Annotated in this window: 12 protein-coding genes; 4 read left to right on the top strand and 8 right to left on the bottom strand. The window is 68.1% G+C overall.

Annotated features, from left to right (window positions below; translation table 11 throughout):
• Positions 1–2: 2 nt before the first annotated feature.
• Genes D451_RS0119500 through D451_RS27410 form a run of 3 tightly spaced genes read right to left on the bottom strand, consistent with a single transcriptional unit; the run spans position 3 to position 6,158 of the window.
• On the bottom strand, positions 3–3,434 hold the full coding sequence (locus tag D451_RS0119500; protein ID WP_017535657.1) for a pPIWI_RE_Z domain-containing protein: 3,432 nt from the start codon (positions 3,432–3,434) through the stop codon (positions 3–5).
• Positions 3,427–4,524: a pPIWI_RE_Y domain-containing protein gene (locus D451_RS0119495; RefSeq protein WP_017535656.1), complete on the bottom strand. Its 1,098-nt coding sequence runs from the start codon at positions 4,522–4,524 to the stop codon at positions 3,427–3,429. The genes D451_RS0119500 and D451_RS0119495 overlap by 8 nt, the downstream gene beginning before the upstream one ends.
• On the bottom strand, positions 4,521–6,158 hold the full coding sequence (locus D451_RS27410; protein WP_081616100.1) for a PD-(D/E)XK nuclease family protein: 1,638 nt from the start codon (positions 6,156–6,158) through the stop codon (positions 4,521–4,523). The genes D451_RS0119495 and D451_RS27410 overlap by 4 nt, the downstream gene beginning before the upstream one ends.
• A 981-nt stretch (positions 6,159–7,139) precedes the next feature.
• On the opposite strand from D451_RS27410, the gene D451_RS0119485 reads away from it, so the two are divergent.
• Positions 7,140–8,546 carry a GH1 family beta-glucosidase gene (locus D451_RS0119485; protein ID WP_017535654.1) on the top strand — a complete coding sequence of 469 codons (1,407 nt, stop codon included), beginning with the start codon at positions 7,140–7,142 and terminating at the stop codon, positions 8,544–8,546.
• 427 nt (positions 8,547–8,973) lie between these two features.
• Here the strand turns inward: D451_RS0119485 and D451_RS0119480 are convergent, their stop codons facing one another.
• A complete protein-coding gene (locus D451_RS0119480; protein WP_017535653.1) occupies positions 8,974–10,119 on the bottom strand; it encodes a DNRLRE domain-containing protein in 1,146 nt (381 codons plus the stop codon).
• Between the two features lie 686 nt (positions 10,120–10,805).
• Between D451_RS0119480 and D451_RS0119475 the strand changes: the two genes are divergently transcribed.
• The 3 genes from D451_RS0119475 to D451_RS0119465 all read left to right on the top strand — a co-directional run bounded on the left by D451_RS0119475 (position 10,806) and on the right by D451_RS0119465 (position 14,195).
• Positions 10,806–11,411 carry a TetR/AcrR family transcriptional regulator gene (locus D451_RS0119475; protein ID WP_017535652.1) on the top strand — a complete coding sequence of 202 codons (606 nt, stop codon included), beginning with the start codon at positions 10,806–10,808 and terminating at the stop codon, positions 11,409–11,411.
• 130 nt (positions 11,412–11,541) lie between these two features.
• A complete protein-coding gene (locus D451_RS0119470) occupies positions 11,542–12,783 on the top strand; it encodes an MFS transporter (RefSeq protein ID WP_241463352.1) in 1,242 nt (413 codons plus the stop codon).
• A gap of 146 nt (positions 12,784–12,929) precedes the next feature.
• Complete coding sequence (locus D451_RS0119465; protein ID WP_017535650.1) at positions 12,930–14,195, top strand: helix-turn-helix domain-containing protein; 1,266 nt, start codon at positions 12,930–12,932, stop codon at positions 14,193–14,195.
• On the opposite strand, the gene D451_RS26675 is transcribed toward D451_RS0119465, so the two are convergent.
• The 4 genes from D451_RS26675 to D451_RS0119445 form a co-directional block, all read right to left on the bottom strand.
• On the bottom strand, positions 14,089–15,402 hold the full coding sequence (locus D451_RS26675) for a hypothetical protein (protein WP_017535649.1): 1,314 nt from the start codon (positions 15,400–15,402) through the stop codon (positions 14,089–14,091). The genes D451_RS0119465 and D451_RS26675 overlap by 107 nt on opposite strands.
• A 14-nt stretch (positions 15,403–15,416) precedes the next feature.
• Positions 15,417–17,453 (bottom strand): hypothetical protein, encoded by a 2,037-nt coding sequence (locus D451_RS0119455; RefSeq protein ID WP_234305876.1) that lies wholly within the window; start codon positions 17,451–17,453, stop codon positions 15,417–15,419.
• On the bottom strand, positions 17,450–18,286 hold the full coding sequence (locus D451_RS0119450) for a TIR domain-containing protein (RefSeq protein ID WP_017535647.1): 837 nt from the start codon (positions 18,284–18,286) through the stop codon (positions 17,450–17,452). The genes D451_RS0119455 and D451_RS0119450 overlap by 4 nt, the downstream gene beginning before the upstream one ends.
• A 576-nt stretch (positions 18,287–18,862) precedes the next feature.
• Positions 18,863–20,038, bottom strand: a complete 1,176-nt coding sequence (locus D451_RS0119445; RefSeq protein WP_199806152.1) for an MFS transporter — start codon at positions 20,036–20,038, stop codon at positions 18,863–18,865.
• Positions 20,039–20,087: the final 49 nt, after the last annotated feature.

The following is a 20,087-nucleotide window of genomic DNA, read 5'->3' as shown; positions in this document are numbered from 1 at the left end:
CGTCAGTCCAGGTCTTCGAGGGCCCGATAGAGAGGGCCGTAGAGTGCTTCGACCAGTGAGCGGTCGATGGGCTCCGTCGACGGGTCGTCGGCGATGTAGGGGCGCAGGACTTCCCGCATGGCCACGAGAAGTCCGGTCTTGGGGGTGTCGATCAGGTTGCGGGCCTCCTGTGGGTAGAACGCCGAGTCGACGAACACCGCGCGCGCGGGGACGCCGCCACGTACGAGGCGGCCGATGACCTGCCAGATGACCACGAGCTGGTCCCAGGTGAAGGCGACCTTCTCCGTGCTGTTGAGGCTGGTCCAGGACATCCGCCGGGTGAGCAACCTGGTCCATTCCCTGCGGGCCCTGGCTCGGAAGTGTCGTCCCGCCAGGTCGGGGGTTCCGGCCGCTTTGGCCCTCTGGCGGAACTCAGGATCCAGGCCGCGGATCTGGCGGACCGCCCAGTCATGGATGGTCTGGACGGCGAGGGAGATGTCGTCGGGTCGAGGGTGGGGGCGGACCAGGAAGTACACCGTGCCGATGGCGGCTCGGCCGTCGGGCTGGACGATGTTGTGGCCGCGTTCGACGGACAGCAGTGGTGCGATGAGGATCTGTCCGTCTTGCCGGGGGAAGTCGGCGACGTCGCCTCGGCGCAACGTCATGGTGGTGTCGTCCAGGTCGGCATCGTCGGAGACGAGCCGTACTACGCGGCCGCGCCATTCGGGTTTCCGGTTGAGGTGTTCCCATGCCTTCGTGGCCTGGTCGTAGCTACCGACCAGCAGGAGGACGCGTTTACGCCCCTTGGGTAGGTTCTCCAGTTCCTGCTCCAAGAGACTCGGGATCTCTGGGAGCTCGGGGTCTCCGACGGCAAGCCGGTTGAGCATCTGTTCGAGGGTCTTGTCCCGTTGCTGTTGGGAGGGGTTGCCGGACAGCCGGAGCGGCTCTGCTGTGCCCGGCCAGGTCAGGATGAGCTTTTCGAACTCGGTTTGCTCGATGGCGGCGACTTCGTCCCTGTGGGGGCGCAGCACGGCGTGGACAGGGACGTGGAGGTGGTACCGGGTGGACTGCCCTGCCCAGCTCGTACCCGACATCAAGAGGACGTTGGGCCCTGGCCGGTCGTCTACCTCGGGCAGATGCGGTAGGGCTGTGAGGAGTTCACGTCCGACACCGCCGCAGCGGAAGAAGCGCAGTTCTCCGCTGCGGCTGCCGCCTTCCTGGACGCGTTCGTCCTGTTTGAACTGGAAGCCGAGGACGTTGCCCATCGGGGACTCGGGGATGACCGGATCGTAGTCACGCGAGGGCCTGCGAGAGAGGACGTTGGAGGTGCCCTGGAGGTTTAGTGCCGCTTCGACCCGGGGCCACAGGGTGGTCATCGTGTTGAGCCGGTGGTGCAGGACGGCGAGCATGAGGGTGAACTCGAACAGAACGGTGTAGGTGTCGATTTCCGCGGTGACCTCGCCGTCTTCTCCCAGCAGCTCGGTGAGCAGCTGTTTAAGGCGTGGGCGGGCGGTGGTGGACCGCTCAGAGGTCAACAGCTCCAGAGCCAGGTAGACGAGCCTGTTGACCCAAGGTGTGATGGTGTCGTCGTCTCCCGTGGACTCGTGCTCCTCGAGCGGAGCGTCCCGGAAACGATTGAGGATTTTCTCGACGTGCTCCATCGCGGCGGCGCGGGACGAATCGGGTGGTGTCTCCGCCTGGGTGCGGGCGACATCTGGGAACCAACTCCCGATGAGCAATTCGTGAAGCGTGAGGGCGCTGAAGTAGTCCTGGGCGATCCACTCGCGCAGTTCGGGGTTGCGGACCAGGAGTGAGTAGCACCGGTTCGTGGCTTTACTGGCGGTCTCTGAAGCGCTCGTCCAGTCGTCCACATCGCGTTTGGTCAGGTGCAGGCGACCGTTCTGGCCAGCGAGCTCGGATACGCGCCGATGATCGACCTCGTCCAGCCAGGAGTTCGTTGGACTGCCGATCAGAGTGGCTGAAGGCGCGAATGCGTCGTCCAGGCGCAGCTGGACTTGGTCGGCCTCGTCCACGATCATCAGGTCGCTGCGGCGGCAGGTGAGCTCGGCATAGCGTAGGCGCTCGCTGCCGGTCTGTACGGGGACTCCGCTGTGTACCAGCCCGGCGGCGGTGGTGACCCACACCGAAGCGGTAACGAGTGCACGTGAGGAGTGGTGGCGGGGGCAGGCTTTCCACAGTGGGCAGGTGTGCGGTTTCGGGGTTTTCTCGTCCTCGTCCTCGTCCACGGCTTCCGTCAGGGTGAGCGGATCCATGTCCACTGCCGCCTGGCTGGTCCCGACGGGGAACAGGCCTTGGCAAGGTGCTTGACCGATCTCCAACGGGGAAGTGGCGTCGAGACCGCGCAAGGCGTCCACCGGACAGGCGCTGCTCAGGTGGGCGAAGGAGGGGTCGTCATGGTCCAAGAGTGACCCTGCCCCGGCGCTGGCGATCCGGCGGTGCTGCCGGTGCAGGTGCTTGCCTCGGGTGGTCGCGCCGAGCACGGGCGCGGTGGCCACGCCCAGTCGGGTGAAGCGGTCAACGGTGTGCAGTGTCTCGGCGACGTCGGGGACGACGATGGTGACGCGCAGTCCGCGCTCTGTGACGGCCCAGAAGGTGAGAATGTCGCGGAGGGTGGACTTGCCTGCGCCAACCATGCCCACCAGGTGGCACAGACCTTCGATGGTGAAGATGTCCTGCTCCCCCTGTTCTCGGAAGCGGCCCTCGGTTTCGTCGCGCAGGAGCAGTTCCACCCTTTTCAGGCGTGCGACCCACTGTCCGGGTTTGGTGGAGGAATCGAGGGCTTCCAGCTCATCCATGCGATGAGCGGCATCCCTGAGCTGGGCGAGTGTCACCCGGATGGGCTCGCCTTTGCCCGGGGGAAGAGCGTCCAGGTCATGGACCGGGATCTCTTCACCCGAGTTGATCTGCTGCAGGAGGTTCTCATCGAAGGTGACCGCGTGGCGGGTTTCACCGGTACTGAACCGGTAGGATCCGGCACCCGCCACAGGAAGCTTGCGACGGCTGAAGGGGACAGGCGTGGTCAGGACCCGTTCGAATTCGGTGAACCTCTTCGGTGCCCATGACACCTCCTTGCGTTGAGGTGGGCCACCCGTTTCCTCGACCTCGAATCCGCGCAGCTCGACGGGGAGACGCTGGTAGTCCTCGAGGGCGCGAATCCACTCGTGGGGACGGGTGTGCTCGGTCAGGTAGTAGCGGGCCCGGCGAATCCTCATCCGGTTGGCGTCGGTCAGCAAGGGGGCGAAGACGTCGCTGTAGGGGTAGCCGCCCAGGAGCGTCCAGGTGTCGGCGGCGGCATAGCCTGGCACCGTGGTCGTGATCAGGTACAGGCCGAGTTCGACATCGAGCGCTTCAGCACGGCTGAGCGGTGCCTGTTCCGGCCACTTGGATCGGAGCTGAGAGGACAGGTTCTGGCGCCACTGTGTACGGTCACGCATGGGCGTTGATCTCCTCTTTGGCCAAAGTCAGAAGTGCGGTGTCACTGAGCAGCTCGACGCGACCCTTCATGGCATCGTCCAGGTGGTGGTCGAAGACTCTCGCGTAGTCCTCCCGGTCCTTGAACCGGTAGGCGGGAACCACCAGGAAAGCGCGGTCGTGCGGCGGTCGTATGGGAAAGGCGCGTGTTCCCCGACCGAGGAGGGCGGGGTTGGCCCTGTCCTTGACGTCGATGGCCCACACTGGCCCGTGGGGAAAGGTGACGCGCAGGTCGTAGGCGTCGAAGTCGGGCCACATCTGTACGCCCAGATCGAGATCGTGCAGAGCCTGCTCCAGGTCTATCTCGGCCAGTCCTGGTCCTGTGATGAACGTGCGCAGGGGGCGCTCCACCTGGTACACACCCGTGCGTTCCGCTGCGTCAATCGGTTCTGCCGGACGCACCGGCCCACTTCGTGAACATCGGTCGAGTTCGCAGAACCAACCGCCGTCCTCTTTCGGGACCAGGAGCAGTCCGCAGCGCGCGCAGGGCACGTAGGTGCCCTTGTGCAGATGTCGGGGGTTGACCGGTTGCCAGGACTTACGGATCTCGTCGTCCAGGAAGTTGAGGGCGGGATCCGCAATCAGCTCACTTCGACGTTGTCCTGTAAGCACCGGGTCGCTGATGACCGAGCGACGGAAGAGCTCATAGGATTCCGGCGCCTCCCTAGCTCGGGTGAGGTCGAGAACGTTGTACATGATCTCGTTCTCGAACAGCTCTCCCGCTGCGTCTTTGGCCGAGACCGCCCATTCCAAGCACTGCTGAGTGGGTGTCCGGGTATGGGGGTCGAGCAGGAGCGTCTCGGGCGGGACGGATGCGTCGATCTGGATTGGCCAATGCCCCAGAGGGGTGCTCGCCGCCCACCGGACGAGGTCGGGGACGCTGATCGGTGAAGGTGTCCCGGAACGCATGCATTCGAGGACTACGTGGTCGTAGGCCCTTTGGACCGTGGCGTCGTAGACGGGGTCTCGGGGTTCACGTACACGTGACATCCGGATGAGTGCGGTCGCGACCAGCCTGAGCAGACGCTCGCCCGTGAAGAAGTGGTCAGTCAAGCGATGTCCTTCATCTGATCAGGGCACCAGCGGGCCACGGGGCAGGTGGCGCACGCAATGCCGGGGCGCGTGGGAAAGGCCTGCTCGCGGTGCCAGGCCATAGCGAGGTCGTCGAGGACCTCTCGGGCACGTTCGACCTCGGCGGAGTCCCCCGGGTCGAGGGAAAACACGTCGCAGCCGTCGCTGGTGAGGACTTCCAGCTCCACCAGGCTGTCTTCGGGGGTGTTGTTCAGGGCCTTCTGAGCGAGTAGGACCACGGCGAGCGCGAGCTGGGGGAAGCTACGGAACAGCTTGTCGTGGCGAAGTCGTGCACTGTGCAGGGTCTTGGTCTCACGCCAGATCAGGACCCCGTCCACGCTGTAGAGAAGGTCAGGTTTTGCTTGGACGACCGTGTTCGCCTCGGTGTCGAGAAAAGCCAGAGGGGGTTCAGGTTCAGCGTGGGTGACATCTGCGAGCAGGGGGCAGATCTGGGTGTGGTGGCCGATCATGTGCCTGCCCAGCCGAGCTTGTTCCTCGTCCAAGTCGTGACCGGTCTGCTCCCACCAGTCCTCGGGGATGTCCTCGACAGTGCAGGGCGAGCTGTCCACGGCGGCGTGCTGGGCCTCCAACCAGGCGTGGACCGCGTGGCCGCGACGGTTGGCTGGTGTGTACTCGTGCTCCTTGGGAAGCCGCAAGTCCCTGAGGTGTGCCTGAGCCGGGCATCGGGAGATGTAGCGCAGAGCGGATGCCGATACGTGGCGAGGGCGGCCCTCGAGCGGCGGGACGTGCAGGACACCGGTAGTTCTTCGGAGGTCCGTGCACACGTGGAGCCGCTTACACGAAGCGCAGTCCGCCCCCGGCGTGGGCATGATCGTGTTGACGACCTCACGGACCCGCTCTTTCGCGTGGCGCTGATAGAGGGTGTGTGCCTCCTCGGGCGTTCCATCGAAGAGGTCGTCGCGAGAGCCGTCGAGCAGACCGATCTCGGCTATGCGCACTCTGGCCACTGGTGCGTTGGGGCGTGTTACGTGGAACGGCTCACGCCACTCCCTTCCACGAGGTTTGGGAGCAAGCGAGCCGTATGCGGTGACGAGCGCGGCCAGTGCCGTCTCAGCCTTGCTACGCCGTGCCCCATCAGCCTTGCCCATGCGCAGGAAGCGGAATTCACGCACGGTCCCGTCGGGGCTCTCGTACAGACGTCCCCAGTGGAAGGCCTCCCACAGCGTCCCGCCGCTCTCGTTTCCCCCGTGCTCATTGAGCACCCAGTGACCGCGGACCGGGCGCAGGTGCCGGTCCTGAAGTGTCCGTATGTGGGGACGATACGAGGCGACGGCGTGGACGGTGAATCGGGCAAGCCCTGTGTGCCGTTCCGCTTGCGTGGTGAGGTAACCCCGGTTGCGCCCTTGGTCGTGGGGGCTGAACTCGATCAGGTCGATGCCGTCCTGGACGGGCCCCAGAGCGAAGTCTTCGCCGCGGTTGCTGCCCCGAGGGAAGTCGATGTCCGGGACGAGAGCAGGCCTGGCTTTGACAGCGCGAGCAGCCGAGCAGGAACCAGGTGTCTTCGCGAGGTAGGAAGGGCTAACCCGGATGTGCGTGGGGTCTCCACGCAGGCCTGAAAGAATAGATGATTCAGACAAGAGGGACTCCAGGAACATTGGACGCATGTGCAACAGGAGATCCAAGCGCAACACCAGAACCACGTGTTTATGCCACTCAAGGACTGATCCGCGCCGGTTGCCCCTGACTTACCACACATGAAGATTGCTTACGTTGCTTTTTCGCAATCTGGACAAGTGTCCGCATTCGGGCACAGTGGGGATCCCGGGAGCGGGAGCTTGATCAGAGGTCACGCACACGAGGGTGTACGACGCCACTGACATTCTGGCCGCCAAGGCGACGACCTGGGCACTTCGCCGGTACGCCGAAGAGGAACGTGCCCAACGCCCGGGCCAATGGACACCCCGTCCGCAGGTGCTTCGCAACATCAACCCCGACCAACCTGCCCTCGGGTGATTACCGCTAGAACATCTGTCTTCCAAAAGTCCCGAAGCACACAAAACGAACAAGCGGGAACATAAGTCCTCTTCGACCGCTTGATCTATTCCGCTGTATTGGCACTCACTCGCCGTGGTGCACCCGGGAGGGTGCACCAAACGGGTTGAAGGCGTGCACCCTGAGGGTGCACGCTGCCCAGTGGAACACGGGGCAACCCAGCACAACCAGGCGAACACCTCCACCACGACCTGCAAATTCTCGTATCGCCGCAGGTCAGCCCACTCCCCCACCAGCATTCAAGTCCCGTCACTCACCCCAGAGCCGGAGGGCCCTGATCCAGCGGATCAGGGCCCTCCGGCGTTTCCACCCCCTCCGGCCGAAGCGCCCGCCACGCCCCTCCGTCTCGGAAGGCCGGGCTCCCCCTCGTGACATCCCGCGTCCGCCGTCCCTATACTCACCGGATCGGTCGGACCTCGAAATCGCTCGTGCCCGAGCACGGAGCAGCACCGGCGGACGGTTCGGGCTCGAGAAAGAGAAGGCGACCCGAGATACCCCGAACTGAGCGAAGGCGCAGTGCGAACATTTTTGGGAGCGCTTCCATGACGGTGGACCGGCCGAACCCGACGCGAACGGAAGGCATCATGACCGACCAGTCACCGCCCCGGTTCCCCCCGGACTTCCTCTTCGGCACGGCCACGGCCGCCTACCAGATCGAGGGTGCCGCCCGAGAGGGCGGACGAGGGCCCTCCATCTGGGACACCTACTCCCGCACCCCCGGAAAAGTGGCCCGAGGCGAGAGCGGCGACGTCGCCTGCGACCACTACCACCGGTACGAGGAGGACATCGACCTGCTCAAGGAGCTGGGCGTGGACACCTACCGCTTCTCCATCGCCTGGCCTCGCGTCATCCCCGACGGCGCCGGCGAGGTCAACCCCGAAGGCCTGGCGTTCTACGACAGAGTCGTCGACGCCCTGCGGGAGGCGGGCATCGAACCGGTGGCCACGCTCTACCACTGGGACCTGCCCCAGGCCTTGGAGGACGGCGGCGGTTGGAGGGTCCGCGAGACCGCGCACCACTTCGCCGCCTACGCGCGCGTGGTCGCCGACCACCTCGGCGACCGCGTCGAGCGCTGGATCACGCTCAACGAGCCCCACTGCACCGCGTTCGTCGGCCACGCCGTGGGACGTCACGCCCCCGGGACCCGTGAGGGCACACCCGCCCTGGCCGTGGCCCAGCACCTGTTGCTGGCCCACGGGCTCGCGGCGAGGGAACTGCGGGCCTCCGCCGCCGAACACGGACGCGAAGCCGAGGTCGGCATCACCCTCAACCCCGACCGGCTACTGCCCGCGACCGACTCCCCCGAGGACGCCGCGGCGGTCGACCGCGCCGAGACCCTGCACAACCGCGTGTGGCTGGACCCCCTGTTGCGCGGCGTCTACCCCGACAACGAGGAGGCGACCTGGGGTCCGATGGCCGACGGCGGCTACCGCGAGCCCGGAGACCTGTCGATCATCGCCCAACCCCTGGACTTCCTGGGCCTGAACTTCTACCGACCCATCCGGCTCCGCGACGCCCCGGTCCCCGAGGGGCCCGACCGCACCGCCGTGGACATCGGGGTGGAGGAAGTACCGATCGAAGGGGTACGGCACACCACCATGGGTTGGCCGGTGGTCCCCTCCTCCTTCACCGACCTGCTCGTGGACCTGCGCCGGCGATACCCGGAACTGCCTCCGATCCACATCACGGAGAACGGCTCCGCCGAACCGGACGAGCCCGACCCCGACGGGGTCGTGCACGACACGGACCGCATCGACTACCTCCGGGACCACCTCGGCGCCCTCGCGGACGCCCTCGCGGCCGGGGTCGACGTGCGCGGCTACTTCGTCTGGTCGTTGCTCGACAACTTCGAGTGGGCCTATGGCTACGAGCGCCGCTTCGGCATCGTCTCCGTGGACTACGACACGCTGACACGCACCCCCAAGGACAGCTACCACTGGTACCGGGACCTGATCCGGGAGCACAAGCGGCGCCGCGCCTCGATCGGCTGACCCTCACCACGCCGCGCTCCCGGTCGGACGAAGAGCGCGCACGCTCGACGAGGGGACACCGGACCGAGGACCGGCGGCCCTTCGCGCGGACGCGCCGACGGCGGTCCGGAACCCTCCTGTGCGGTGCCCGTGCGCACAGGTGGTTCCGAACCGCTACGGCCTCCCGCGGTGGAGCCCCCACCGGGCTCCGTCACGGGTGTGTCCGGCTTCGGGACGCGCGTCCCTCGTACCGGCGTGGAAACGTGCCGTCTCCGCGTGCGGTCACTGCGCCCTGCGACCGGCGCGCGGTGACGGTACGGCCTCCTCGACCGCCTCCGAGCCCTTCCCACCCTGGGGGCTCGGGGTCGGTCGGCCCGTTCTCGCCTCGGGCCGCCATCGACACGTCGCTCCGCCCGACCGGAGGGCGCGTCGTAGAGGGGGGATGCCGTCATCCGTCGACCGTTCTCCCTCGATCCGTGGATCGGGAGAGGTCTGTGTGAGGCCCGGGTCTCGGGGGGCCTCGTGCACAAGGGGAGGACGGCTCGTCCTGGACCCGCTCCGCCGTCGGAACGATCGGGCCGCCGACCCGTTCGTACCGCCGGAGAGCGGACCCACCGTGCGACCGGCCCTCGTCGGCGACGTCCACGACACGAACGCCGTCGACTCCCCCACCTCTGAGGACGACGACGTCCGAGAGGGCCGGGGACCGCACGGTCGAGGGGGATGAAGGGGTGGAGTGGCTCTCGTGCGAGGCCGCGGCCTGGTGGACGACCGGTGCGGTGTCCACCGCCTCGTCTCGCGTCCTGTCAGTGGCAGGGCCTCGAGGCACGTCATGGTCGACCAAGAGTGTCGGCGCGGCCTCCGCGACGTCGAAGCGGCGCCATGCCTCGCTCCGTTCCTCGTCGCGTTCGCCGAGTCGAAGATGGAGGTGGTCCTCCCCCGCCTCCGCCGCCCGGCGATAGGCCTCGGTCACGTCGAACTCGACGCCGCCGTCCACGGAACAGGCCTTCCGCCCGCCCTGGAGAGTCCGGGTGTCGAGCAGGGTGCGGGCCTCGGGCTGGTCGTTCCAGGTGACCCCGGTGTCGAAGGGGTCGACCCGGTACAGCTCCATGGAAGAGGAGCCCGCGCAGTCGTAGGACCACACCACCTCGGCGCGGAGCACGACCGAGTCCGCCACCGCTCCGAGGTCGGGGTCGACCGGGAAGCGGAAGAGGACCCTGCGTGTGTAGGAGCGGTCCCATTCGAGGTGCCCCACACCCACACTGGAGATCTCGGCGTCCTCGTAGGAGCGGTCGGGAAAGGCGCGGTCCACGTAGGTCCAGGAGGAACTCTCGACCTCGGTCCGGCCGGTCCCGGTGCCCTCCGAGACCGACGTGTCGGCCGCGTGGGCGACGTCGAGGTCATCGGGTCGTTGACCCTCTCCGTGGTGGAGGGAGGTCTTCGTCGTGTCGACGGCCCGGTTCTTCGAGGCCGCCGTGACGTCATCGAGGGTGGATGGCTGTTCGGTCGCCGTGGCGGGGGCGGTCGCCCCCAGCGAGAGAAGCAGGGAGCAGGCCGACAGAACCGCCGTCGCGCGGGTCAGGGAACGACGCATTACGGATGGTGCCTACACATTCAAGCTATGACCGAAAAAGAATTCGGGTGGGGCTCTTCCGCCCCCTTCCAACTGCAAAGAAGTTATCAAATTCCCCCAGCGGACGACAAACGATGGCGACATAAACACCGACCAAAAAACACGATGAGCATCAACAGAAACCCGGACCCATCAAGGCCTCGGAGACGCCGTGAAAAATCGAACACATGAGCGAATTTCATTCGGCGATCGCCAAATCAGGATTCCCATCCGGCCGAAAACCCTCTCCCTCGATCCCTGACCGAACCGCCCGCACAGCGGCGACTCTCGAGTCGATCCGACACGCGAGCTCCCCTCCCACTCGAACGCCGACCCACCTCACCCCCACCCCGACCATGAAGCAAGGGAAATCTCCCCATAACCGACAAAAGCCATCGAATGACACACCCCTATTCCCCACCGACCCCCCATTCCGAGAAGAAGGAAACCCCATCCCCGCGAGAAGGGGGTCGAGCACGCGACCCCCACCCGTGATAGGCACCGAAGGGGAATCGAAGAACGAGACGGGATCCGCCGGTGGACACACGCGCCCGTTTCGACCATGACCCGGACGAGCCCCGACAGGCCGACACGAGGAGCGCCCTCGAAGGACACCACCCCGACCCGGTTATGGACGATTCGTTCCAGAACCGTGTAGGGTGACGCCCATGGCGAGACCACGAGCCTTCGACCAGGCGGAAGTCGTACGCTCCGCGACGCGACAGTTCTGGCGGCACGGCTTCCACTCCACGAGCGCCGAGGACCTCTGTCGAGCCACCGGCCTCGGACGCAGCAGCCTCTACAACACCTTCGGCAGTAAGGACGGACTGTTCGCCGCGTGCCTGGAGGGCTACCTCTCCACCACCGGCGCACGCACCGCCGAGATGTTGGGCGACCCCTCACGGGGCCCGCTCGAACGGATCGAGTCCCTGCTCACGATGATGGCCGAGGAGGAGGCCGACCGCGCCGAGAACGGTGACCCGAAAGGCTGCCTGGCGGTCAACACCGTCGCGGAACTGGCCGACGATCCGGACCGCGCGGCCAGTGTGCGGAGCGTTCGCCAGGACACCGAGACGCGCCTGAGCCTGTTCGCCGACGTCCTGCGCACGGGGCAGGCCACCGGAGAGGTCACCACCGCCTCCTCCCCCGAGGGACTGGCGGCCTACCTCAACGCGGCGATCGCCGGACTCCGGATCTCCTCCCAGGGCGGGGCCTCTCCCGAAGCCCTGCGGGAGATCGTCCACACCACGATCCGCGGCCTGCGCCCCGCCTGACCTCCACTTCGACCACTCGTCCCACATCTCACCCTCGTTCTGGCCATTCCATTCCAGAACCAGGGTGCCCACTTCGCGCGCCTCCGTCGCTCGATTTTGAACCGATCATTCCAGAACTGGGGAACCCCAAGTGACCACCACACCGACCACAGGGCGCGTGCCCACCGCGGTCTACGTCCTCGCCGCCGGCATCTTCGCCATGGTGACCAGCGAGTTCGCCGTCGCCGGACTCATGCCCCAACTCGCCGAGACCCTGGGCACCGGCATCGAACAGATCGGTTACCTCGTCACCGTCTTCGCCGTGGCGATGTCCGTCGGCGGCCCGATCATGACCCTCGTCCTCCTCCGGCTTCCACCGAAGAGCGCCCTCATGGTGATCTTCGGCGTCTTCCTCGCCGGCAACGTCCTCGCCGCGCTCGCCACCACCTACCCCGTCATGGTCATCGCCCGCGTCATCGGGGGCATGGCCTCCCAGGCCTTCTTCGGTCTCTCCCTGTCCCTGTGCGCCCGACTCGTGGACGAGCGCATGCGCGGCCGCGCGGTGGGGGTCGCCATGAACGGCCTGATGCTCGGCACCCTGCTCGGTCTACCCTTCGCGACGTTCATCGGCGGCCGCTTCGGCTGGCAGTCCGCCTTCTGGACGATCTCCCTGCTCACGGTGGTGGCGGCGATCCTGACCCTCGCCTTCGTCAAGACCCCCGCCCCCGACGGCACCGCCGCCCGGCCCACCGCCTCGGTCGCCGAGGAACTCGCCGTACTGCGCCGACCGCGTTTCCTGCTCGCGATCGTCTCCAGCACCCTGATCATCGGCGCGACCTTCTCGGTCTTCAGCTTCTTCACGCCGATCCTCACCCGGGTCACCGGTTTCTCCGAGGGCACGGTGCCGCTCCTGTTGCTGGCCTACGGCGCCGCCACCCTCATCGGCAACACGGTCGTGGGCCGGCTGGCCGACCGGCACACCATCTCCACCCTGGTGATCGGCACCGGACTCAACGTCCTCTTCCTCACCGGGTTCGCCCTCTTCACCGACCTTCCTCCGCTGGCCCTGGCCTTCATGCTCGGTATCGGCCTGGTCGGAGTGACCATGAACCCGGCGATGGCGGTCCGTGTCCAGCGGGCGGGAAGCACCACACCGCTGGTCAACACGGTCCACAGCTCGTTCATCACGCTCGGTGTCATCGTCGGTTCGGCCTTCGGATCGGCGCTGATCCCGCACTACGGCCTTCGCGCGCCCATCGTCCTCGGTATCGGGCTGGCGCTACTGGCCGTCCTGGCCATCCTCCCGGCGCTCGCCGACCCCTACCTGCGCAACGGAACCCGGCGTGAGGAGACCGAGAGCGCTCCGGTCGAAGGCGAACTCGTCGGCCGTTGATCGCTTCGGCGGGGCGGGGACGTTCGCCGTTCGAGGGACCATCGGCCCGTTTCCCCGCTCCGCCTCTCGGGCACCCCCAGCGTCGTCCGTTTCCCCCCGCGCGGGCACCGGACAACCACTCCCCCTCCCCTAGGAAGGCGACGAGAATGTTCGGTGCCGAGCTCCGCCGACGACGGCAGGAGGCCCGGATGTCCCTGGCCGATCTGTCCGGGGTCACCCACTACAGCAAGGGGTACCTGAGCAAACTGGAGACAGGGGCCAAACCACCGACCTCCGAGACCGCCGTCATCTGTGACAACGCGCTCGACGCGGGCGGAGCGCTACGCGCGCTGGCCCCTTCCCGGACCCCGTCCGGCGACCCCGAGCCGAAGGTGCCCTCCCACAGCCAGGAGGTGTGGATCCTTCGCATGGAAGCCGATGGCAGTACCGAATTCAGTGGGATGGACCGTCGTACCGTGTTGTCCGCGGGGGCCGCGTCGTTGGTGACGGCGGCGGCCGGGCCCTCCCCCGTCTCTCCCGCCTCCCCCGAGACCCTGGTCTGGTTCCGCGAGCAGTTCGCGGCGCTTCGCGCCCTCGGGCAGCGGGCCGCGCCCCGGGTCGTCCTTCCTTTGGCGGTGGCTCAGGCCAACGCGTTGCGCCAACTGGCGGCCGGGACGAACGGACGTTCGGCGGAGGAGGCCCTGGGCCTGGCCGCCCGGTTCGCCGAGTACGCGGGTTGGATGGCGCAGGAGGCGGGCGACGACTCGGCGGCGTTGTGGTGGACCGACACCGCGGCGACGATGGCGGCGACCGCCGGCGATCGTGAGATGTGCGCGTATGTGCACGTGCGCCGGGCTCTGGTCGCGATGTACGCCCACGACGGGGCCCGGACGATCGGACTCGCCGAGCGGGTGCGCTCCGAACCGGGGGCCTCGGCGAGGGTCCTGGGGTTGGCCGCCAAACGTGAGGCCCAAGGGCACGCTCTCGTGGGCGACCTCGTGTCGTCCGAACGTGCCCTCGAACGCGCCCGCGAACTGTTGCCGGTACCGAAGGGAACGCCCTCTCCCCATGTCCTCGGCTCCTCCCACGTGGCCGACCCCGTGGGGGTGGCCCGGGGGTGGTGCCTGGTGGACCTGGGCCGTTTCGAGGAGGGCGCGCGGGTCCTGGACGAGGAGGTGGCCCGGCTGCCGGGGTCGGCGGTGCGGGCACGGACCAGGTTCGGGGTACGTCGGGCCCTGGCCCACGCCCTGGCCGGGGAGGTCGACCACGCGTGCGCCCTGACCGGAGAGCTGCTGGACGGTGTGGCGGCCTCCGGTTCGGCCACGGTCACGGCCGATCTCCGCCGGCTGTCCCAGGCGTTGACCCGCTATCACGGGCACGGGGCGGTGCGCGACCTGGGCCCTCGGCTCGTGGCCGCCCTGCACCGCCCCTGAAAGGGGACGCCCGCCCATCGTCGATGGGCGGGCGCGGTCCTCGTCTAGAACGGAGGAACGGACCCCGCCTCCTCCGGAGGGTCGTCGTCCTCGCGAGGTTCGGACCGCTCTTCGTTCCCGGCGGCGCCGGGCAGACCGAACCTCTCGCGCAGCCGAGGCGCCATGGGGCCAGGGGGCTCTGTTCCAGGACACGGGTGATCCGGTCGGCGGTCATGGTGCGCTTGTCATCGTCCTCGATGGAGGAGATCAGATCGACGAGGGTCTCTTCCGGGTCCTCACGGACGACGGTGGTCCCCGGGATCTCCTCCTCGACGTACCAACCTCCGGGGCCCCTGTCCCCCTCCGTCCTGAGGCCCGAGCCCTCCTCCGCTCCGATCCCCTCCAGGGCCGAGGCCAGATCGGGGTCCCATCCGCGCAGCCGTTCACGCAGGTCGTCCAGGTCCTTGCCCTTGCCCGCCTCGGACAGGTGGGCGAGCGAACCCACCCTCCTCATCGTGGTCTCGACGTCGGCGTCGTTGCGCACCAGGTCCCAGATGACCGCGTTGCCCGGCGTGGAGAAGACGTCCTCGGCGAAGTAGGTGCGTTTGGTCCGTTCGACGAAACGCTCCATCTCCCACCGGTTGTTCTCCTTGCGCATGTCGGCGATCCGCCTGAGCCGTTCGGCGTCCTCCTCCATGAGGCCGAGCGTCACGTCGTCCGCCCACACCTCCAAGAGGCCGTTGTAGACCGACGCCGCCTCGCCCAACCTCGCGGCCAGGGAGTGCAGGGCCATGTCCACCTCGTCGGCCCGGTAGCGTCCCACCTCGGCCTGGGCCTTCGTCACGATCACGTTCGCCGCGGCCCGTTCCGGGTTGCGCAGCCTCTCGTCGGGCTCACCGACCCATCGCCATCGCACGTCGGCGGAGAACACGAACTCGTAGTCCTCGGTCAGGCTCGCCATTCGTGTATCGCGTACCCGGATCGACCGGGTCTCCCGCCGTTCGTCCGGGCGGTCGGGTACGGGCGGGGGTCCCATCGTCATGGCCGTCGAGGTCAGGCGGGGGTCCTCTCCGCCGATGGCGGTCATCAGCAGCACCAGGGCGAGGAGCATGAGCAGCAGCGGCGCCCACACCCACGTCCATGGCCCGGCCAGCGGGTGGACGGCGAGGGGGACGACCACGGCCGCCACCACCATGATCAGGAGGCGGTTGCGCGCTTTGGGGCTCACGAGGGGGGTTCCTTTCATGCGAGGGGTCGGGGGGACAGATCGAGCCCTTGTGCCGCGTCGATGTGTCGCAGGAGCGCGTCGGCCCGGGAACGGCGGGAACCGGACTCGCCGCCGGAGGCCCAGCGCAGGGCCGCCGCGTAGAGGGAGGAGAGCCGTCCTGAGTCCATCGCCGCCGTGACCAGCCACCGGGCGAGGATGTCGGCCAGGGCTCCGGGATGTTCCAGGAGCCGCTCGCAGTAGCGGGAGGCCGCCGCGGCATCACGGAAGAGCACGACGGGAAGCCCCGCGCGGGTCCACGCTCCGACGTCGGGTCTCCTCGCCTGCGGTCGAGGACCGTCGACGAGTCTGGCGGGTGTGGTCAGATCCTCGAACAGGTCCCCGTCGATCGGCCTGTTCCTCCGGTCGGGGCCGGCCAGTTTGTTGCTCACCCGGCGCAGCAGCCGTCGGTACAGGAAGGGGTCCTCGGCCAACCGGAGCAGCGCCGAACGGGCGGCCGCCGCGGCGTCGGGGTCCTTGTTGCCCGCCAGGTGGTGCAACCGGACCAGGGCCTGATCGGGGTGGGTGGTGACCAGGACCTCCGAACAGACCGCGACCAGGACGTAGGCCGTGGCGCCCGGAAGGGCCTCGGTCCGCGCCCACCTGTAGATCTGCTGCCGCGCGGCCCCTCCGTGCCGGGTGTCCTCCAGGACCGAGGAGAGCAACAGCGCCGCCTGCGGACCGTGTTCGAAGGACCACTTGTAGACGCGTTCGAAGAGCTCCTCCAGCCGTTGGGCGCGCAACGCCTGGCCCGCCCAGCGTTCGGCGACGGCGTCCCGGTCGACCGGGGACAGCCCCGAGTCGTCCAGGCAGGTGTCGATCCACGCGGCGAACTCGCCCTGGAGGTGCGGATAGGAGTCCCAGAAGGCCTCGCGGACGGCACGACCGTAGCCCGGCGAGGAGAACCCGATCCGGCGTTCCTCGTCCAGGGTGACCCCCACACGGGCGATCTCCTCGGTGAAACCCGCCCTCTCCAGCGGAGGGGTCTCGTTCTCGGGGGTACGGACGATCGGCAGGAGGCGTTCGACGGCGGCGGAGTGGCGGTCGAGCTCGGCTCCTTCGAGGAAGGCGGCGGCCAGCAGGATCGCGCGGCCCCGCCCCTCGGCCTCGGCCACGGCCTTGTCCGCGGCCGGATGACCTTGCCCGAGCGCCCGTTCGAGCCGCTCCCCGAGGCCGACTCTCCCGCCCTCGCTCTGGTGGTCCTCTCCGGCGCGACGCGCCAGACCTTCGATCTCCGACATCGAGGCCCGGCCGAGCCACTCCACCACCGGTCCGGGGAGCAGGGGGAGCTCCAGGGGAAGAACGGTGCTCTCGTGCCGGTGATCGGGCAACAACCCGTATCGGACCAGGTGCCGGTACAGGACCTTCGTGCCGTGGGGACGGCGCAGGGTGACCGACCGTTCCCGCAGCTCGTCGGGGAGGTCGCGGACATCCTCCTCCTCCGCGAGGAGGATCAGCCGCGCCTTCACGTTCTGCGCCTGGGAGGCGAGGGAGACCAGGCTCGTCCGTAGTTCGGAGACCGAGCAGGTGAGCCCGGTCAGCTCCACCATGAGCCGTTCGCCTTCTTGGATCTCTCCGGCGTCGAGGGTGGGACGCGGATCGACCTCCACCTGGACCTCGCGCAGGTCGACGAGGCCTTCGCTCCCCTTCGGCACGAGGGTCAACTGGGCGCAGGTCCGTTTGCCCACGCCGGGAGGTCCGGTCAGGACCAGGACCCCGTGCTCCTCCAGCTCCCTTCGACGCTTCTCCTCGTCGTATCCGGGCGGGGCCACGTAGTGGGCGCGCAATTCCTCCAGGCGTTGCGAGGCGACCACGGTGCGGGGGCGCCGCAGTCGCCCTCGGTCGTCCATGGCGAACCTGGCGGCCTCGGCGGAGCCGGAGAAGTAGTGGTGGTGATTGATGTCGCCGGTGCCGTGGTGCACGGAGGCATCGTTGTACTGAGACCCCTCGCCGGTGTTCACCGCACCGTCGTTGCCCGAGATGATCCTCGTGGGGGGCGTCTCCACCGGTTTCACCCGGCCTCCCCACGGTGACGCGGGGCGTGGAGGTTCTGGACCCCGATCTGGTCACCGGTGCCGTGGTGCACGGTGGAGCCGTTGTACTGGTCGCCGCTTCGGTTGTGCACGGTGGAGCCGTTGTACTGATCGCCGGTTCCGTTGTGCACGGTGGAACCGTTGTACTGGGTTCCGGAGCCGGTGTTCACCGCCCCGGAGTTGCCGAAAACCACGTCGCGGGTCGTCCCGCTGATCTCGTTGACGCCCTGGAACTCGCGGGCCTGGGCGACCGTTCCACCGCTCACGTCGCGCATGGTGTTGGCCACCTCCGCGATCGGAGAGGAAACGGACCCCTCCTCAGCGGGCCGTTCGCCGATCTCGCCGAGCCGGGGCACGACCACCTCCACCGCCTCGATGACCTCTTCCAGATCGCTGTCGACCGAGCGGTGGTGGAACCGGCGGTACTGGCACCGGGCCAGGCCCCGCATGTCCTCGGGCAGATCCGCCTCGCGCAGTCGAGGGGCGTCGTCGAACAGGACGGGGATCACCGGGGTGCCCAGGGACAGGGCGGTGGCGATCTCACGTCGGGTCCAGTCGTCGGGGTCGTCGAGGGCCCGACCCACCCCGTCGGAGCGGTGCGGGCTGTCCAGCCAGGCCGGTCCGATGATCGCGATGAGGACGTCGCAACGGCGTACGGCCGCGTCGAGGGTCCGTACATAGTCCTGTCCGGCCTCGATCGAGCGGCTCGCGCGGAACGCCTCGTCCGGCCCGAAACGCCGGCCGAGCTCGCGGTCGATCAGCGTGGCCACGTGCTCGCCGTCGCCCGTCCTGTAGTTGATGAAACATCCCGGCATGGAGAACCCCTTCCGATCGGTCACCGGGGCACGCGGGCCGCGTACCCCGGTGACCGATCCTGGAGTGCCTTCGGCGGCCGGAAAAGGCCCAGGGACCCGTTTTCCCGAGGCCCGTCCGGTGGGAAACGGGAAACCCCGCGAAAAATCCTTCCGGGGAGCTCGGTTTCACCCGTGAACGGCCACATTCGGCCACCGGAAAAGTTGTGCCCCCGTTCGGAACACGAGATCCATCGAATGCACGTTCGACACGAGAGGGGTAGATGTCTCCAAGAGCATCACCCCTTCGGAGAGGCGACCCCACGGCGTTCATCTCCCGGTTCATCCAGAGGAGAGCCGATCGTCACCGGAATAGTGCGCACTCCCGATAACGCGCCCCTCCGCACCGGCGATCCCGAAAGGGTTTTTCGCCCCCCCGAGGAGGAAACCATCGAACCCTTCACCCGATTCATCGTCGACGCCGTCCACGGGTTCGGGTCGGAACCGGTGGCCCCGCCGTACACGGGGAGAGAATCGCCCTCGCCGGCGGAAAGGAACGTCGATCTCGGGAAACGCCCGCGGGCACCGGGGGCGGTGATGTCATCGGGCTCTCAGGGAACGGGCGATGACCAGAGCCAGAAGGAGCGGCGCGACCCCGAGGAGAGGGAGCGTTCCCGGCCCGAGCGGGCCGGACGAGACCACCCCGCCGAGCCGGCCCGCGGCGGCGATGCCGACGTTGAAGGCGGAGCTGTTGACGGCGAGCGCGAGGGCGGGCGCGATGCCCTCGGCCTTGGTCGCGATCCAGGTGTTCAGGGGCGGAAGGGTGGAGAAATAGGCGAACCCGACCAGTGCCAGACCCATCGCCGCTCCCGGCCCCGTCCCCGAGACGAGGGCCGCGATGACGAGGGCGATCGCGGTCATGGACAGGGAGAGGGTGAGCGCCCGAGGCAGGTTCCGGTCCGCGAGGCCCCCGCCGACGAGGTTTCCCGCCAGGCAGGCCGCTCCTTGGAGCAGGAGGATCGGGGCGACGGCCCGATCGGGCACACCCGCGCCGTCGGTGAGGAACGGGACGGCGTAGGCGAGCAGTGTCATCGCGCCGAGCCCCGCCGCCGCGCTCATCGCCACTCCGCCCAGGACCGACCCTCGGGTCAACACGCGAAGGGAGCGCGGACCGGTGGAACCGCGAGGGGCCTCGTCGCGGGGGAAGGAGATGAACACGAGCACCAGAGTGACGAGGATGGACAGCGTGATGAGACCGAAGGCCCACCGCCATCCCAGGGTCTGGGCCAGCAGGTTTCCGAGCGGAACCCCCAGAACCGTCGCCACTCCGAGGCCCAGGGTGATCCGGCCGACCTCGCGCCCCCTGCGGTCTTCCGGGGCGAGGCGGACGGCGGAGAGCATGAACGTCACGAGCACCGTGGTGTGCAGGGCCCCGGTGATGATCCGCGCGGCCATGAGCGTGGTGTAGGCGGGGGCGATGACCGCCACCACGGTGCCCGCTCCGTACAGGGACAGCGCGAGGAGGGCCAGACGTCGTAGTGGGAGTCTCCCCGTCACCAGGGACAGGAGCGGTCCGGCGACGACCGCCGTGGCCGCGTAACCGGTGACGAGCAGGCCGATGGTGGAGACCGGGACCGCCAGGGCCGTCGACAGGTGGGCGAGTACCCCGGCGATCACGTTCTCCGAGGTCCCCAGGGCGAACGCGCCGAGTACGAAGGCCCCGGCCAGAGGACGGGGCACACCCGTGGCACGGGGTGTATCGAGGGTTTGCGACATGCCGCCGACGCTAGACTCTGACATCGATGTGAGAGTCAAGTCGAAGGGC

The organism is Nocardiopsis alba DSM 43377 (assembly GCF_000341225.1).
GTDB lineage: Bacteria > Actinomycetota > Actinomycetes > Streptosporangiales > Streptosporangiaceae > Nocardiopsis > Nocardiopsis alba.
Note: the sequence above shows the minus strand (reverse complement) of the source record. Positions and strands in the feature narration are given on the sequence as shown.

What these genes read in the sequence shown, in the direction of transcription:
- D451_RS0119450 (WP_017535647.1), bottom strand. Translation starts at nt 18,286, where the DNA reads ATGCCGGGATGTTTCATCAACTACAGGACGGGCGACGGCGAGCACGTG.
- D451_RS0119485 (WP_017535654.1), top strand. Translation starts at nt 7,140, where the DNA reads ATGACCGACCAGTCACCGCCCCGGTTCCCCCCGGACTTCCTCTTCGGC.
- D451_RS0119465 (WP_017535650.1), top strand. Translation starts at nt 12,930, where the DNA reads ATGTTCGGTGCCGAGCTCCGCCGACGACGGCAGGAGGCCCGGATGTCC.
- D451_RS0119475 (WP_017535652.1), top strand. Translation starts at nt 10,806, where the DNA reads ATGGCGAGACCACGAGCCTTCGACCAGGCGGAAGTCGTACGCTCCGCG.
- D451_RS27410 (WP_081616100.1), bottom strand. Translation starts at nt 6,158, where the DNA reads ATGTTCCTGGAGTCCCTCTTGTCTGAATCATCTATTCTTTCAGGCCTG.
- D451_RS0119480 (WP_017535653.1), bottom strand. Translation starts at nt 10,119, where the DNA reads ATGCGTCGTTCCCTGACCCGCGCGACGGCGGTTCTGTCGGCCTGCTCC.
- D451_RS0119445 (WP_199806152.1), bottom strand. Translation starts at nt 20,038, where the DNA reads ATGTCGCAAACCCTCGATACACCCCGTGCCACGGGTGTGCCCCGTCCT.
- D451_RS0119500 (WP_017535657.1), bottom strand. Translation starts at nt 3,434, where the DNA reads ATGCGTGACCGTACACAGTGGCGCCAGAACCTGTCCTCTCAGCTCCGA.